Here is a 16,356-nt window from a genome sequence, read left to right on the forward strand (position 1 = left end):
TACAGTCACTCATATGCCCGAACGATCCTCAACCCTCTCCACCGCCGAACAACGACGTCCCGTCGTGCTTGCCAGCGCGGTGCGGCGCTTCGCCCGCTCGGGTTACCTCGGAACCACCGTGGCGGATGTCGCCACCGAAGCAAACATCTCTCCCGCCTACGTATTCAAGCTGTTCCCCAGCAAGGAGGGACTCTTCGTCGCAACACTTGAGCATTGTTTCGACCGGGTTCAGGAGGCGCTCGAAGCGGGCGCCGATGCCAGCACCGAGTCCACGCCATCCGCCATTCTCTACGCCATGGGTGGCGCGTACGCGGAACTCATCGCCGATCGCAGCCTGCTCATGCTGCAGGTGCACGCGCAATCCGCCGCCGAGGTGCCCGAGATCGGGGGCGCCTTGCGGCGCGGCCTCGCCCGCGTGACGACCTTCGCCAAGACCCGCTCCGGCGCGAGCGATGCCGAGGTACAGCAGTTCATCGCCTTCGGCCAGCTCTGCCACCTCATCGTCACCCTCGGCATCGACGGCTCGAACGAGCCCTGGGCCACGCTTCTCACCGACGGCATTCGCCACCCCGCCTTCGCGCCCGAAACAGGTGGCGAAGACAGCTAACCGGCACACCGACCCGCCCGCGTTCATACGCGGGCAGCTTTTCGCAACGAGGAGTGATTGACCAATCACTCATATCGCAAAGGAGACCATCATGACCCTCAATTCCCCCGCTCGCCTCGAGACCACAAGCACGGCGGCACCGGATGCGCGCTCCCGCAGCACACACCGCTGGTGGGCGCTCGCGATCCTCGCGCTGGCGCAGTTTCTCGTGATACTCGACGCCACCATCGTCAATATCGCCCTGCCGTCGATCGGCGGCCAGCTGCATCTGGATACCGCCGGGCTGAGTTGGGTCATCACGGCATACGTTCTGCCCTTCGGCGGACTCCTGCTGCTTGGCGGTCGCCTCGCCGACCGATACGGCCATCGCAGACTCTTCCTCATCGGAACTGCCGGCTTCATCGTCGGCTCCGCTTTGGCGGGCTTCTCCACCTCGGGCATCCTGCTCTTCAGCGCCCGGGCGATTCAGGGCGCGTCTGCCGCCCTGCTCGCTCCCGCCGCGCTGGCGCTCGTGACTCAGCTCTTCACCAGCAACACGGACCGCGGCAAGGCGCTGGGCATCTGGGGAGCCGTCGCCGGTTTCGGCAGCGCGGCCGGGGTGCTGCTCGGCGGCGTGCTGACCGCGGCATTCGGCTGGCAGGCGGTGTTCTTTGTGAACCTGCCCGTGGGCATCCTCGTTGTCGCTTCCCTACCGTCGCTGCTGAACCGCGACCCGAAGCGAGCGGCGGAGCGCCTCGACGCGCCAGGAGCAGCTGCCATTACCGCGGGCCTCATCGCTGCGGTCGGGGCGTTGACCTCGGCCGAGCGGCTGGGATTCGCGCATCCGCTCACCCTCGCGCTGTTCGCGGCAGCCGCCGTTCTTATCGCGACCTTCATCGTCATCGAGCACCGAAGCACCTCTCCTCTGGTGCCGTTCAGCATCTTCGCCAACCGTGCCGTCACGGCGGGCAATCTGGTGATTCTTCTTCTCGGCGGCGCTATCGTCGCTCTCTTCTTCGCGTTGTCGGTGTACATGCAGACCGTGCTGCACTACGACGCGCTCACCGCCGGCGTTGCCCAGTTGCCGCTGGCCGGCGCGCTCGTTGTCGTCGCCGGCATTGTGCCGAGCCTGATTGTGCGGTTGGGCATGCGCAACACGCTCGCGATCTCGCTGCTGGTCATGGCCGGCGGTTTGCTCTGGCTCGCCACGGCGCCGAGCGATGCACAGTTCGTGACGCAGTTGCTCGGTCCGTCACTTCTGATCGGGATGGGCCTCGGCGGCGCGGCCGTCTCGGGAACCCAACTTGCCGTGCATGGCGTGACGCCAACGGATGCCGGCCTGGCCGGCGGGCTTGTCAACGCCAGCCAGCAGATCGGTGGCGCACTCGGGATTGCCGTACTCGGCGCCATCGCGGCTTCACGCACCGCGGCCCTGCAACAGCAGGGTGCCGCGGCAGCTGACGCGCTCACCGCGGGATTCTCGTGGGTGTTCCTGGGGTCGGCGATGCTTGCCGTCGCGGGCGCGATAATAGCCGTCACCGTGAGGGACCGGCACATGACACCGGCCGCGGCAGCCCGATCAGCCGCGAAAGACCTCAGCGCGTAGCCGTCGGATGCCCACTCATACTCACAGCATCGCGAGTGGCCGAGCGCGTATCGTGAAGCGGTGTCCACCGTTCGCGCGCAGCAGCAACAGACTCGTCCCGGAATCGACGCGGTCGGGTTACGGTGGCTGGCCGCCGCGTGCGGGGTCGTCGCCGCACTCGTCACCCTGGCGGTCAGCGAGGCGGTCGCGCTGTTCGTCTCCCCCTCGAGTAGCCCACTCTTCGCGGTGGGTGGCTGGATCATCGATCTTGCGCCGGCCGGGTTCAAGGAGTGGATCATCCATACCGTCGGTACCGCCGACAAGCCGGTGCTGCTCATTTCCCTGGGTGTGCTCGTACTCCTGCTCGCGCTGCTCGTGGGGCTTCTCGAGTTGCGCTGGGCGCCATGGGGAAGCGTGCTTCTGGCGGGGGTGTCTGCGGTCGCCGCCATCGCCGTCATGACCCGAGCTGGAGCATCCGTTTCATGGCTGCTGCCGACGGTGCTTGGAGCGGTCGCCGGGGTGCTCGTCTTGCGCGCATCCGTCGCCCGGTTGAGACGCTGGCGAGCGAGTAGTGCCGCCAGCCACCGCATCCCGAGCAACGCACAGCGTCTGGATCGTCGCTCGTTCCTTGTCTTCACGCTCGCCAGTGCTGCCGTGGCGATTGCCGTGGGAACGAGTGCCCGCATCGTGAATGCGGGAAGCGTTGCCGTGACCGCGGCCCGCCAGGCGCTGCGTCTGCCCAAGGCGGCAACACCGGCGGCTCCTGTGCCGGCCGGCGCCGATCTCAGGTTGTCGGACCTCTCGAGTTATGTCACGCCGAACGACACCTTCTACCGCATCGATACGGCCCTGCAGGTGCCGGCCATCGACGCGAATGCCTGGAAATTGACGGTGACCGGCGCCGTCGACAATCCCTTTGAGATCAGTTTTGATGAGCTGCTCGCCCTGCCGCTCACCGAACATATGCTCACTCTGGCCTGTGTCTCCAACGAGGTCGGCGGCGATCTCATCGGCAACGCCCTGTGGCTCGGGTATCCCATTCGAGAATTGTTGAAACGTGCCGGGCCTCATTCGGGCATGGATATGGTGCTGTCGACGAGCCAGGACGGCTGGAGCGCCGGCACCCCTCTGGATGTCTTGCTCGACGACAATACAGAGGCGCTGCTCGCAGTGGGAATGAACGGCGAGCCGTTGCCACTCGAGCACGGCTTTCCCGTGCGCATGGTCGTTCCCGGCCTGTACGGCTACGTTTCTGCCACCAAGTGGGTGACGCAGTTGAAGGTCACCCGTTTCGCCGACGAAATCGGGTACTGGACAGACAAAGGCTGGTCGGCTCGCGGCCCGGTCAAGACCGAATCGCGCATCGACAAGCCGCGCAACGGGGCATCCGTGAAGGCTGGTCAATCGGTGATCGCCGGGGTCGCCTGGGCACAGCACACCGGCATCGAGAAGGTCGAAGTTCGGGTCGACGGCGGCCAGTGGCAGCAGGCGAAACTTGCCGAGACCGTCTCTATCGACACCTGGCGGCAATGGGTGCTCCCCTGGCAAGCGACGAGCGGCAACCACACGATCCAGGTGCGAGCGACCGACGCGAGCGGATACACGCAGACCTCACGCGAGGCTCCTCCCGCACCGGATGGAGCCAGCGGTTGGCACGCCGTTCAGGTGATCGTCTCCTAGCCCCGCGTAGAATCGAAGCACACGTGCCCATTCCTCACGACCGAAGAGCTCATCCTGATACGAGTCATCAGCTACAACCTCCGCAAGAACCATGCCAGCGGAGAGTTGGTTCGTCTTGCCGAGAAGTTCGACGCCGATGTGTTGTGCCTGCAGGAGTGCGACACCACGGATATGCCCGCGGACATCGATGCGCTGCACCTGGCAGATTCGACCAAGCGCAATCGCCTCGGACTCGCCGTCTACTACAACCGCGACCGTTTCACCGCGCACGAGACCAAGGCATTCGAGCTCAAGAAGTCCCTCCACGACCGGGTGCTCACCCCCGCGCATGAACGGCTCATCGGCACGAAACTCGTCGACAACGTCACCGGCACGGGCCTTATCGTGGCGTCCTTCCATGCTGCGCCGCTGACCGCGCTCAATTCGCTGCGGCGCAAACAGATCACCGCCGCGTACAGCGAATTACGCACCATGGGCGACGGCGTTGCCACGCTCATGGTCGGCGACTACAACTATCCGATCTTCAAGAACAAGCTCATCGAGCACGTGGGTGAATCGGGCTACGACCTCTCACTCAGTGACCAAAGAACATACACGCGCTACAAGATATTTCGCGGGCACTTCGACTTCGTCACCTCGTCACACCTGAACATCAGCACCGTGCAGACGCTGGCCGCCGGCGACTCCGACCACAAGCCGATTCTCGTCTCGGCCGAATACGAGACGGCCGCACAGGGCGAGGCCGAGCTCAGTAGCTGAGAGCTCTGAAAACGCGGCGGCACTGGCTCGCCTATTCGGCGGGCACCTGTCGCGCCGTCCGCGCGTCCTGTCGCTTCGACAGACGCCGATCGGGCCGGATGTTCTCGCCGACGCTTCGATCGATCAACAGCGCCTCGACAACGGCCACGAGTGTCAGCAGCGCAATGGCGATGAAGGCGATCCGGTACGGCGTGACGGCCGCGGGGGCGGCATCCACCAACTGGCCTGCCCGCAGCGCCACGGCGCCGACGGTCACCCCGAAACCTGCCGCCACCTGCTGCACGGTCGAGGAAAGCGTGTTCGCGCTCGTCATGTGACCCGGCGCGATATCCGCAAAGGCGATCGTGTTGTACGCCGTGAATCCGATTGAACGCATCGCCCCGCCCACGAGCAACAGCGCGGCAATGATGGCAACCGGCGTCGTCGCACCGAGCAGCGCCACGCCCGCGATGCACAGCGCGACACCCAGCGTTGAGCCGACAAGCACGGTGCGAAACCCGAAGCGCACCAGAAGGGGCGTTGTGGCCGGCTTGATCGCGAGATTGCCGACGAACACTAACAACACGAGCGCCCCGCTGGTCACCGGTGACCAGCCGAACGAATCCTGGAACAGCAGCGGCAGCAGAAACGGCACGGCATTCACGGCAAGGCGGAACAGCGAACCACCCCAGTGCGCGATGCGAAAGGTGGCCACCTTCATGGAACTCAGATCGAGAAGCGGATGCTTCGCGCGGGACAGATACCAGATCGCCAGCCCGGTGAGCACGACCCCCAGCACCCCGAAGACGACGAGCTGAGGCCACGCAGGCTGTGCACTGGCCAACAGCGAACCCAGCCATACGAGCGTGCCAAGACCGCCACAGCTAAGCAGCAGCCCGCGCCAGTCCAAAGCCGCGGGCACCTCGAGACGCTCGCGGGGCACCAGGCGCAACGCGGCGAGGAAGGCAATCACGCCGAGCGGCACGTTGATGAGAAAGATCCAGTGCCAGCTGAGGACGGTGACAATAACGCCGCCGGCCAGCGGCGCCACGACGGGAGCCGCGAGCGCAGGCCAGGTGAGCCACGCTATGGCCTTGATCAGATCCTTCTTCTCCGTCACGCGTAACACGGTGAGCCGGCCTACCGGCACCATCATGGCCCCTCCCACGCCCTGCAACACGCGCATCGCCACGAGCATCGGCAGGTTCATGCTGAGCGCACACAGCACGGACGCGAGAGTGAATATGACTATCGCGCTCGGAAAGACGACGCGCGCCCCGAGGCGCTGGGTCAGCCATCCGCTCAGGGGAATGAGCACGGCGAGGGTCAGGAGATACGCGGTGATGGCCACCCCGACATCCGAAGACTCAACGCCGAGCGAGTCGGCGATCGGCGGCGCGGCTGTCGTCAGAATGGTGCCGTCGAGATTCTCCATGAAGAAGGTGCCAGCAACCAGCAGCGTGAGCGGCAGCCGCCCCTGCTGCCCAGATTGCCCCTGCATGGGTCGCCTCCGCGCCGGTTGCGCCTGCGCCATGGTGCCCCTTTACCCGTCGGCGGTGGAATTCCGCTCCTCGAGAATACCGAACGGCGCGAGCGCGCGCGTGGCGCCCCGGCCGGACGTCGCCATCACGGCCACAAGAACGATGATGATCGCGAACAGCACCAGGCTGACCGGCCCCGTGCCCCAGTCGAGCCCGCCTCGGGCCCGCGACACCCCCATCCAATCGGCAAAGGAGGCGCCGAGGGGGCGGGTCACGATGTAGGCGAACCAGAACGCCACCACGGCGTTGAGTCTGAACCACCGGAACGCCACGATGGGAATCACTATGACCACCGCGAACAGAACCCCGGAGGCGAAATACCCCAGCGTGAACGTCACGGCCGTCAGGTCGCCGACCGCCGTGCCAAGAGCGAATGTGGCCAGCACGGTGGCCCAATAGAAGGCCTCACGACGCGGCGTGCGGATGCTGTGAATCGAGAGGGTCTTCTCGCTCGCGTACCAGAGCACCAGGATCGTGGCCAGCACGATGAGAAAGAACGCCGTGGAGATCACGTAAGGAATGCCGATGACGATGTGCAGCACATCGGCCGCCATCGTTCCGAAGACGCTCACCATCACGACGGCAAACCAATAGACACCCGGTATGTATCGACGCACCGTGAACTGCACGGCGAGGGCGATGACGAGTACCACGAAGCCGATCCCCACGGCGATCACCGGGTCGATGAGGCGCACGAAGAAGTCGGATGTCGTCTCCCCCATGCCGGTCGTGAGCACCTTCGCCACCCAGAACAGCACGGTGATCTCGGGCACCTTGGTTGCGGCGCGCCTCAGCGTCGGGTGCGGGGCGGACATCATGCCTCAATCCTTCCGCGCCCGGCACCGTTTCACATCACCGACCGCCTGCGAATGCTCTCAGCCACGAGCGGCGTTAGGATTACGTCCGTGAGCAACGTTGATACCGCATCCACCAGAAAAGACCAGTCCGTCAGCGACGAACCGCTCGTCCGCGCCGTCGGCGGCGAACTGCCCGGCCCCACGGGAGCGCTGCTGGCGACCATCGTCGTACTGGTCTCCCTCGGGCTCTTCGTATGGAGCCTCATCGCCACCTGGAGCGGCTCGCCGCACAACGCGCTGCCGCTGTTCGCCGTGTTCGTGGCGGGCACCGTCGTCTCGCTCACGGCAATCTACGCCCACAAGACCTTCAGCTACGTCATAGCGCTCATCGGCGCCGCCGCCTGGTTGTGGGTCTCGATGGTTCCGTTTCTGCCGGTCTTCCAAATGATCTTCCAGGCCATCACGGTGACCGTGATGCTCGCGGGTGTCATCATCGCTCTCGAAGCCGTCAAGTACACCAAGCGCCCCCGGTTCTAAGAGGCCGGTCGCACGCGAGAGGAACACAGACATGGCGCCCAAGCGCATTGGTTTCCTTTCCTTCGGCCACTGGCAGGCCATCCCCGGCTCGCAGGTGCGATCCGCGGCAGATGCCCTGCTGCAGACCATCGAACTCGCTGTCGCGGCCGAGGAGCTCGGAGTCGACGGTGCCTACGTGCGCGTGCACCATTTCGCGCCGCAACTCGCCTCACCGTTCCCGCTGCTGGCGGCGATCGGCGCCCGTACCAGCCGCATAGAGATCGGCACGGCCGTCATCGACATGCGTTACGAGAATCCGCTGTATATGGCAGAGGACGCCGCGTCCGCCGATCTCATCAGCGGAGGCCGGCTGCAGCTCGGCATCAGCCGCGGTTCACCCGAAACTGCCCTGCGCGGATCCGAATCATTCGGCTATGTGCCAGCCGATGACGAGACGGATGCCGACCTCGCGCGCTCGCACACCGCCGTGTTCCGTGCCGCTATCGCGGGCGCCGGCGTTGCCCACGCCAACCCGCAAATGACGGGGTCGACGGGGGCTCTCTCGATTCAGCCGCTCTCTCCCGGCCTTCCCGATCGCATCTGGTGGGGTTCGGGCACCCGCCAGACGGCGAAGTGGACGGGCGAACAGGGCATGAACCTCATGAGTTCCACGCTGCTCACTGAAGACACCGGTGTGCCGTTCGACGAGTTGCAGGCCGAGCAGATCGCGATCTTCCGCGAGGCGTGGGCCGCGGCCGGCTGGCAGCGCGAGCCGCGCGTTTCGGTGAGTCGCAGCATCCTGCCCATCGTCAACGACACCGACCGCGCCTACTTCGGCGGACGGGGCACCGGCGAGGAGAGCACCGACCAGGTGGGTTATCTCGACGGCGGCCTCGCCCGCTTCGGCAAGAGCTATACCGGCGAACCCGACGCCATCGCGAATGAGCTGAAGTCGGATGCCGCAGTGCAGGCCGCCGACACGGTATTGCTCACCGTGCCGAACCAGCTGGGCGTCGACTACAACGCGCACATGCTGGAGACGATTCTGACGCACGTCGCACCGGAACTCGGCTGGCGCTGACCCCACCGCTTCGTGCGGTCGTTCACCTCGCGTGAAAGAACGGCCCCTCTTCCATCACATTGCCCACCGGCGCACCCCCTCTATAACCCGTTTCCGACGAAAATGTCAGCCCTTTACAGCGCTCACGTTCGCGAGCATGCTGCAACTACAACGTCTCGTCCGCCTCGAAACGAGGGTACCGGGCAGAGACCGAAAGGAGTTCGACCGTGAATGCTCTCTTGGTAATCATCGCTATCGTGGCCATCATCCTTCTCTTCATCGGGGGTTTCGCACAGGCCGTATCGTGGCTGCTCTGGGTCGGCATCGTTCTGCTGATCATTGCGGTCATCGTGTGGCTCCTGCGATTCATCACCGGGCGCAGGAACACCTCGGTGTGACCGACGTGATCGTGCACCACTGAGCAAAGTACGGATGCCGCGGCGCTTGCGCCGTGGCATCCGCTTTTTCAGAAGACAGAGTGCTCTGCAGTCACCATGGTGGTGCTAAGCGGCAATCCCCAGCTTGTCGAGCGAGTCCTCGACAATGGTGAGGCCCTCCAGACCGGGCATGCGGCTGATCGAATCGTCGATCTTGTGCGCGGCCTTGCGCCCATCCGGCCCGCTCATCAGGTGATTCATCACGTGCACCACCTCGGCCTTCTCCATGATGCTCGACCCGACCGGCGCCCAGAACTTGCGCAGGGCCAGACGCGTGAACTTCTGCGCCCTCGTGCTGGCGGCCAGCCGATCGCGCGCCTGCGAGGTGTAGAAGGCGACGTGTCGTGCCTCCTGCTTCGCGATACGGCGCAGCAGTTCGGCCAGCACCGGATGCTCCTCAAGCTCGGCCATGCGGTTGTATGCGGCAATGGCAGAGAGTTCGTTCGCCGCGCCCCAGGCCATGTGCACCGCGACGAAGTCGTTGCCGACGAGGGTGCCGAGCACGGACTGCTTGATCGGGTCGAGCCGATCCTTCCACCCGAGCTTGAGCCGGTTGGCCTTCAACTCGTCGAAGTCGACGGTGATGCCGTGAATCGCGAGCACCGCAGCGAGTGCCTCGCCGTGCCAGAACTCTTCCCGGTTCCACATCGTCATGAAGGCGCTCACCTCCGGCTCCTTGTGCGAGGGCGTGGTGAGCAGATCGCGCGTGTAACAGACGGTGTGATATTCGACATCCGTCATGTAGCGCAGCGTGCGCAGGGAACCTTCGGGAATCGGATCGGTGCGGAACTGCTCAAAGTCGAGGTCGTCCCAGTGCACGCTCACCGAGGTGGCGGTGTACTTGTCAATGTCGAATGCCATGGTGGGTGAGAACAGGCCGCTGGCCAGTCCTTACGCTCCTTCCCGATTCGCACCGGCGACGATGTCACCGGTACTTTCAATGAAATCACGGCTGACCCCGCGAGTTCCACGTTTCCAGTCGTTGATGGTCCATCTTCTTTTCAGCGCCTCGCGAGACAGATGGGTATCAGGATTCACCGCGTGTGGGTTGCCGAGCAACTGCAGCCAGACCAGATCGGCGTGGCTGTCGCCGTATCCGTAGGACTGGGTGAGATTCAGGCCGTGTTCGTCGGCGTACTGTCGCAGCCAGGCGGCCCTCGCTTCATCCACGAGCGGTGGCTTGGCCAGATAGCCGGTCAGGATGCCGTCACGCTCGTGCATGGAACTCGCCACGACCTCGTCGAAGAGCCCGGCGAGCGGCGCGACGAGCGTGCCGATCGAGCCGGTGACCAGCACCGTTCGGTGCCCCGCCTCCCGATGTGCCTTGATGCGTTCCACTGCTGCCGGCATCGTGTGACGCAACAGGGTGTCGCTGTATCCGCGGGCGACGATCTTCTCGAGCCTCTCGACAGGCATCCCGCTGTAGCGCCGCAGGAACACCCGGATGAACTCCCCGCGGTCACGATGCTCGGCCCGCAGGTACCGGGGCAGCGATGCCAGCAGGCTCAGGGTCTCCCCCGGCCATGCCGCCTTGCGGAAGCCCGCGGAGCGCACCCAGAGGTACTGCTCGACGATGTTCGAGTCGACGACGGTTCCCTCGAGGTCGAACACGGCGACGACATCGCTGCGCTTCGGCAGTGCCTTCGCCGCGCGTTGGCGCGCCGCCGGTCGCACGGCGAACGCGCGGGTGAGCGTCATGATCGACGGAATATGCACGCGCTGGAGGTAGTCGTCCCAGTCGATGTCGCGCACATCGAAACCGCGTTCGGCCCTGACGGCCTGCGGCAGGGAATCGTGCAGTGCCCGCGTGCGCCGATCGTCGAAGATGATCTCCGACTGTACATAGGCGCGATAAAGGTCCGAGAAGCCGCGAAAGGACTCCAGGTCGCTTCGTCGCTGCTGAACGCCAGCCAGCCAGACGCGCGTTCGTGCCGTGGACGGCATGCGCTCGATGAGCCGTTCGCGACCGTTGTTCGCCCGCTCGGCGAGCAGCGTTCGGCGTTCGACCTCGCGACCACCGGGCAGCTTCCAGGTGGGAACGCGAATGTGCCCCTCGCCCTGCTGAGGCACCGGGTTGGCGCTGAAGAATTCGTTGACGTTGCGCACCATCGCATGGAAAGGCAGGGGGTTGGCGGTTCCGGATGTCACGTGGAAGTATTCCGCTTCGCCCGGTTGCGGCGGCGTCGCGGCCACCGCCAGAATCGCGTTCACGACGAAGTCAACGGGAATGACGTCGAGAATGCTGTCCGGCAGCCCCGGGAACTCGGGGAGGATCCCGCGCCCGTAGGCGAGGATCAGCGGGTCGGCCACCTTGAAACCGTCGATCCAGCCGGGAAAGGGATGACGCAGGGCGCTCTCGATGATCGACGGTCGCACTATCGACAGCCGGTGGCCGCCCTGCGCCCACAACTCCTCGGCTGCGCGTTCGGCGAACGCCTTCGTGAGCGTGTACACGTCGGTCCAGCCGAGGCTCTCCGCCCTGACGCGCCCGACGTCGACGAGCTGGGCACGCACCCACTCGATGCGCGCCTCCTCAGCAGCGGCGGCGACGGCCTGGGGGCCCTCCTTGCTGTGTTTCGCTCGGGCGGCGCTGATGAATCCGCGCAGAGCATCCGGCTGCCGCGAAGCCACCTCGACGCGTGAGTGCGCGCCCTGCGCTACCTCGTATTCGGTTCGCCAGTCGGCGTCGTGCGTGAGGCTCGCTTCGGGCACGACGCCCTTGCGGATCCCCCCGACATATGCCGTGGAGACATGCACGACGTGCGGGTTGCTGCCGCTCGCCGCGATGGCCTCGTAGATGCTGACCGCTCCCCCGACGTTCGAAGCGAAGGCTTGATCGATGGGCGGGTCGAACGAGACGGTGGATGCGCTGTGGATCACGATGTCGAGATCGCCGGGAAGCGCCGGCAACGCGCCGAGCGCGCCCTCGATGACGCGCACACGACGCTTGACGGCGGCATCCGCGACATCCTCACCGACGCGTTCGCGCCAGGCACGAAAAACCGGCTTGCGCATGAGCGTGCGCAGCCTGTCTTCGCCACTGGTGCTGCCTTTGGTGCGCACGAGCATCGAGATGGTGGTGTCTGGATGCTCGGAGAGCAGCCGTTCAAGCACCGCCTGTCCCAGGAATCCTGTACCGCCGGTGAGCAGGATGTGCGCAGAACCGAGGTCGGGCAGCGGCTTCGTTGCCGCCTTCGTCGAGGCCTTCGCCCGGGTGGCGGTTGCCGCCTTTGTCACCGGCTTGCGGTCGGTCATGGAATCAGCCTTTCGAGCACGGTTGCGGCCGTGCTGTTGTCGATGCCGGGAAGCGCGGCGATGTTCCGTTCGATCTCGGCCGCGCGCGCCCGACCCTCCGCACCGCCAAAGGCGTAATCCTCAAAAAAAGTGCGTTCCTCAGACGAGCGCGTGAGCGACCCCAAAGGCCACGCCGTCGAGGTGAGCGCCCGGGTGGTCAGTTTCGTCGCGCGTGGTGAGTCGACGAGACGGCGGCGGGCCTCCTCGGCGAAGAAGTCGGCATGTCGCGACTTGATCTCCAGTATCCGCGCCACCGTGGCCGTCAATGCCGCGCTGCCGGCCGAGTGCACCACGCGATCGTACCCGGCCCCGGTGACCCACCCGTCCACGAGACCCGCGGTCATGTGCACCGCCACGATAGACGTTCCGACACGGATGGCGGAGATCGCGCGCCACACGGGCCCGTGCCTGTCGGGCGCCTCGGCACGAGTGTGGCGCCGTGCACCTGCATGCGCCCCGGCAGCATCGCGATGAGCTGCGCTGGCTGATGCGCCGCCGTTCGCCTCGATCACGCCGTCGAGGGCGTCGGCGATCCAGAACTTCTCGAACGCCCAGGTCACCAGGAATGCCGTCACACGCGCATCCTTGTGCGTCGCCGTCACGAGAACGTTACGCAGGTGCTCCATCGTGGATGCCTCGAGATCGCGCAGGAATTCAAGCGCGCGAAGCGTCTCGGCGTTCAGCGGCGCGCCGGAATACTCCGCCAATTCGAGTTCGTCCCGATGGCTACCGTGCGCGGTGCGTGCGAAGCCGCGCACATCGAAGCGAGCTCCTGCCGATGGCACTGAAGTGTCGTCGTCTTTGATCATCGGAGGCAACCCTTGTCGGCAATCGAATTTCGGCCACTTCGCGAAACGAAGCCTGTTAGCACCGTATCGTAAAGGCCATGGTTACTGCTCTCGTCACGGGAGGCACATCCGGCATCGGTGCCGCGTTCGCGCGCGCCCTCGCCGCCCGTGGAAACGATCTCGTGCTCGTCGCGCGATCGGCGGATCGACTGGAGGCGATGGCGGCCGAGATCCGCGCGACGGGCCGCTCGGTCGAGACCATCAGCGCTGATCTCGCCGTACGCGACGACGTCGCCCGCGTGGCCGCTCGCCTTGAGGACGCAGCGCGACCCATCGACACGCTGGTCAACAACGCCGGATTCGGCGTACGTGCCCTCCTGAGCGATGCGGATGTCTCGGCGCACGACACCGCCATGGAAGTCATGTGCCGAACGGTGCTGGTGCTCTCGGGTGCGGCGGCCCGAGCCATGAGCACACGGGGCAGCGGCACCATCGTGAATGTCTCCAGCACGGCCGGCTTTCTGGCGATGGGCAGCTACTCGGCCATCAAGGCGTGGGTCACGGCCTTCACCGAGAGCCTGGCGGTGGAACTCAAGGGAACAGGCGTCGGCGTGACTGCGCTGTGCCCGGGCTGGGTTCATACTGAATTTCATGAGCGCGCGGGCATCCGATCGTCCTCGATTCCAAACGGAATGTGGCTGGACTCCGAATATCTCGTCAAAGCGTGTTTGCGCGATGTGGACAAAGGCCGGGTGATCTCCATACCTACTCTTCGGTACCGACTACTCATGTGGATGGTTCGGCATGCGCCGCGCCGTGCCGTGCGTGCCGTTTCTGGCGCGCTCTCCTCACGCCGACGGCATCCGGCGGCGTCGTGATGTCGCGAGCCGCAGCAACAAACCAGGCCGGCGCCGAACAGACGCGCCCCGGCAACGCCGTCATCGTGCGGGACCGCTTCACCTCCAGGCCGCTCGCCGTGGCCCGTTTCATCGCACAACGCGTGCTGCTCAAGCCGCTCGTGTGGTCGCTCACCCGGGTCACGGTCATGCACAAGGAGAAGCTCTCCTCTCTTGAGGGCGCCTTTGTCGTCGTGGCGAATCACGCCAGTCACCTCGATGCACCGCTCATCATGGGGGCGCTGCCACGCCCGCTGGCGCGCTACCTCGCCGCCGGCGCCGCGGGTGACTATTTCTTTGACGTGCGCTGGCGTCGCGGGCTGACCGCACTGTTCTTCAATGCCTTTCCCGTCGATCGGGGCGGGCGTACATCACGCGGCATCAAGGCGGGCTCGCTTCTGTCCCGCGGCGTTCCGATACTGATCTTTCCAGAGGGAACCCGCTCCCGGGATGGCGAGCTCGGCTCGTTCAAGCCGGGTGCCGCGGCGCTCGCCGCTTCCTGCTCCGTTCCGTGCGTACCGCTCGCCCTCGTCGGCGTGCACATCGCGCATCCGCGTGGCTCCAACTGGCCCAAGCGTGGGCGCCTTCCCGTCGGGGTCATCTTCGGTGAACCGATGCTTCCGAACCCCGGCGAGACGGCCATCGACTTCACCGCACGACTCAAGGCGGAGATCGTGCGGCTGCGCGAACAGCACACACCCCATATTCTGGGTCAGTCCACTTCGATCGAAGGAGCGCATCAATGACCGATGCCACACAGTTGACGAGCGCTATCGATGACGTCAAGCACATGAAATGGTGGGGCTGGGGCGTAGACGGCGTCGGCTTTCACCACCATGACAAGCCCGGCTTCGCGCCGTTCGTGCAGATGGCCGTTGGCCTCGACGTGAACGAGCCCGCGCCCGATCCGATGTCCTTCGACGATGTCGAGGTTCCCGCCAGCACCGCGTCAGGCGAATTCGTGCAGCAGCTCGAGCGCATCGTCGGCGAGGGGCGAGTGTCGACGGCTCGGCTCGATCGTGTGGTGCACACCTTCGGCAAGAGCCTGCGCGACCTCGTGCGCGTGCGGTCGGGACGTCTCGAACGCACCCCCGACGTCGTCGTGTATCCCGCCGATGAGGCCGAGGTACAGGGCATTGTGGATGCTGCCGCTGACGCTGACGCCGTGATCATCCCCTTCGGCGGCGGCAGCAACATCGTCGGCAGCCTGGAGCCGCACGCCCAGGAGAGCCGCACGGTCATCTCCCTGGATCTCGGCCGGTTGAACCGGGTCATCGACATCGACGAGGAGTCCGGTCTGGCCCGCATCCAGGCCGGGGCCCTGGGGCCCGATCTCGAGGCGCAGCTCGTTGCCCGGGGCTGGACACTCGGCCACTTTCCTGACAGCTTCACGCACTCCACCCTCGGCGGTTGGGTGGCCACCCGGTCCTCCGGCATGCAGTCGGACAAGTATGGCGACATCGCCGACATCGCCCGTGGCCTGAGAGTGGTACGCCCCGGCGCGGTGCTGGTCATCCGCGCCATTCCGAGCGCATCGACCGGGCCGAATGTGCGCGAGATGATCGTCGGCAGCGAGGGGCGTCTCGGTGTCATCACCGAGGTCACCGTGCAGGTGCATCGCACGCCGCAGAAGCGCGTCGTACTCGCCTACCTCTTTCCGAACTGGGAGGCGGGTCTCGCCGCGATGCACGCGATCTCAGAAAGTGACGCCGCACCATCCATCACCCGCGTTTCGGATGCCCGCGAGACCGGCTTCTCCTTTGCCACCGGCAAGGAGAGCAAAGGCATCTCGGGCCTCGTCACCAAGGGGTTGGGCAAGTACCTGACCGCACGGGGGTGGGACACCGACAAGATGTGTCTCTCCTTTATCGGCTACGAGGGCAGCGATTCCCACGTGGCCCGTCAGCAGAAGCTGGTGGGTCGCATCGTGAAGAAGCATGGCGGCATCGGCGTGGGCAAGGGCCCCGGCGTGCTCTACGACCAGAAGAAGTTCGACACCCCCTACCTGCGAGACTTTCTGCTCGATCGCGGTGCCGCGGCCGATGTCTCCGAGACCGCCGCCCCCTGGTCTCGGCTGCTGCCGCTCTACAATGAGGTCGTCGCCAGCGCGAACCGCGCCTTCGACGAAATAGGCATCAAGGGGTGGATCATGGCCCACCTCTCGCACTCCTACCACTCCGGCGCTTGCCTCTATTTCACCTTCGCCTTCGTGCACGGTGAGAATGCCCTGGCCCAGTACGACGTCGTGAAGGGTGCCATCCAGCAGGCCTTCATCGACGCGGGCGGCACGATCTCTCACCACCACGGTGTGGGCCTCGAGCACGCTCCCTGGCTGGCACAGGACATCTCCGTCGAAGGCGCGACGGTGATGCAGTCGCTGTTCGATGCCGCAGACCCCAACCGCACCTTCAATCCGGGCAAGATCACCGCGCGCTGAG

At 65.5% G+C, this 16,356-nt stretch carries 15 protein-coding genes; 10 read left to right on the forward strand and 5 right to left on the reverse strand.

What is annotated here, in order from left to right:
* The first annotated feature begins 13 nt into the window (after positions 1–13).
* The 4 genes from ASC63_RS14140 (at position 14) to ASC63_RS14155 (ending at position 4,610) form a co-directional block, all read left to right on the forward strand.
* A complete protein-coding gene (locus tag ASC63_RS14140; protein WP_055815741.1) occupies positions 14–607 on the forward strand; it encodes a TetR/AcrR family transcriptional regulator in 594 nt (197 codons plus the stop codon).
* A 91-nt stretch (positions 608–698) separates the two neighbouring features.
* Positions 699–2,192, forward strand: coding sequence for an MFS transporter (locus tag ASC63_RS14145; protein ID WP_055815744.1), 1,494 nt, complete (start codon positions 699–701; stop codon positions 2,190–2,192).
* A 60-nt stretch (positions 2,193–2,252) separates the two neighbouring features.
* Positions 2,253–3,851, forward strand: a complete 1,599-nt coding sequence (locus tag ASC63_RS14150; RefSeq protein WP_235492342.1) for a molybdopterin-dependent oxidoreductase — start codon at positions 2,253–2,255, stop codon at positions 3,849–3,851.
* 57 nt (positions 3,852–3,908) lie between these two features.
* Complete coding sequence (locus ASC63_RS14155; RefSeq protein ID WP_055815746.1) at positions 3,909–4,610, forward strand: endonuclease/exonuclease/phosphatase family protein; 702 nt, start codon at positions 3,909–3,911, stop codon at positions 4,608–4,610.
* Between the two features lie 31 nt (positions 4,611–4,641).
* Here ASC63_RS14155 and ASC63_RS14160 read toward each other — a convergent pair whose 3' ends face one another.
* Both ASC63_RS14160 and ASC63_RS14165 read right to left on the reverse strand, forming a co-directional pair.
* Complete coding sequence (locus tag ASC63_RS14160; protein ID WP_055815749.1) at positions 4,642–6,090, reverse strand: MFS transporter; 1,449 nt, start codon at positions 6,088–6,090, stop codon at positions 4,642–4,644.
* Between the two features lie 42 nt (positions 6,091–6,132).
* Positions 6,133–6,948: a COG4705 family protein gene (locus ASC63_RS14165; protein ID WP_055815752.1), complete on the reverse strand. Its 816-nt coding sequence runs from the start codon at positions 6,946–6,948 to the stop codon at positions 6,133–6,135.
* A gap of 87 nt (positions 6,949–7,035) precedes the next feature.
* On the opposite strand from ASC63_RS14165, the gene ASC63_RS14170 reads away from it, so the two are divergent.
* From ASC63_RS14170 to ASC63_RS16535, 3 genes are all read left to right on the forward strand, one after another.
* The gene (locus ASC63_RS14170; protein ID WP_235492343.1) at positions 7,036–7,464 is read left to right on the forward strand and encodes a hypothetical protein; all 429 of its coding nucleotides are present in this window, start codon (positions 7,036–7,038) and stop codon (positions 7,462–7,464) included.
* Between the two features lie 31 nt (positions 7,465–7,495).
* Positions 7,496–8,524 carry an LLM class flavin-dependent oxidoreductase gene (locus tag ASC63_RS14175; RefSeq protein ID WP_055815755.1) on the forward strand — a complete coding sequence of 343 codons (1,029 nt, stop codon included), beginning with the start codon at positions 7,496–7,498 and terminating at the stop codon, positions 8,522–8,524.
* A 206-nt stretch (positions 8,525–8,730) separates the two neighbouring features.
* Positions 8,731–8,901, forward strand: a complete 171-nt coding sequence (locus tag ASC63_RS16535) for a hypothetical protein (protein WP_200936939.1) — start codon at positions 8,731–8,733, stop codon at positions 8,899–8,901.
* A 105-nt stretch (positions 8,902–9,006) separates the two neighbouring features.
* Here the strand turns inward: ASC63_RS16535 and ASC63_RS14180 are convergent, their stop codons facing one another.
* Genes ASC63_RS14180 through ASC63_RS14190 form a run of 3 tightly spaced genes read right to left on the reverse strand, consistent with a single transcriptional unit; the run spans position 9,007 to position 13,043 of the window.
* Positions 9,007–9,801: a ferritin-like domain-containing protein gene (locus ASC63_RS14180; protein ID WP_055815756.1), complete on the reverse strand. Its 795-nt coding sequence runs from the start codon at positions 9,799–9,801 to the stop codon at positions 9,007–9,009.
* A gap of 30 nt (positions 9,802–9,831) precedes the next feature.
* A complete protein-coding gene (locus tag ASC63_RS14185; RefSeq protein WP_082487853.1) occupies positions 9,832–12,195 on the reverse strand; it encodes an HAD-IB family hydrolase in 2,364 nt (787 codons plus the stop codon).
* Complete coding sequence (locus tag ASC63_RS14190) at positions 12,192–13,043, reverse strand: hypothetical protein (protein ID WP_055815759.1); 852 nt, start codon at positions 13,041–13,043, stop codon at positions 12,192–12,194. The genes ASC63_RS14185 and ASC63_RS14190 overlap by 4 nt, the downstream gene beginning before the upstream one ends.
* 77 nt (positions 13,044–13,120) lie before the next feature.
* Between ASC63_RS14190 and ASC63_RS14195 the strand changes: the two genes are divergently transcribed.
* Genes ASC63_RS14195 through ASC63_RS14205 form a run of 3 tightly spaced genes read left to right on the forward strand, consistent with a single transcriptional unit; the run spans position 13,121 to position 16,355 of the window.
* Positions 13,121–13,900, forward strand: a complete 780-nt coding sequence (locus ASC63_RS14195) for an SDR family NAD(P)-dependent oxidoreductase (RefSeq protein WP_055815763.1) — start codon at positions 13,121–13,123, stop codon at positions 13,898–13,900.
* On the forward strand, positions 13,900–14,664 hold the full coding sequence (locus ASC63_RS14200; RefSeq protein ID WP_082487855.1) for a lysophospholipid acyltransferase family protein: 765 nt from the start codon (positions 13,900–13,902) through the stop codon (positions 14,662–14,664). The genes ASC63_RS14195 and ASC63_RS14200 overlap by 1 nt, the downstream gene beginning before the upstream one ends.
* Positions 14,661–16,355 (forward strand): FAD-binding oxidoreductase, encoded by a 1,695-nt coding sequence (locus ASC63_RS14205; RefSeq protein WP_055815766.1) that lies wholly within the window; start codon positions 14,661–14,663, stop codon positions 16,353–16,355. Before ASC63_RS14200 ends, ASC63_RS14205 begins: the two co-directional genes overlap by 4 nt.
* The last annotated feature ends 1 nt before the right edge of the window (position 16,356 follow it).

It is taken from the genome of Leifsonia sp. Root112D2 (genome assembly GCF_001424905.1).
In the GTDB taxonomy this organism is placed as follows: domain Bacteria; phylum Actinomycetota; class Actinomycetes; order Actinomycetales; family Microbacteriaceae; genus Root112D2.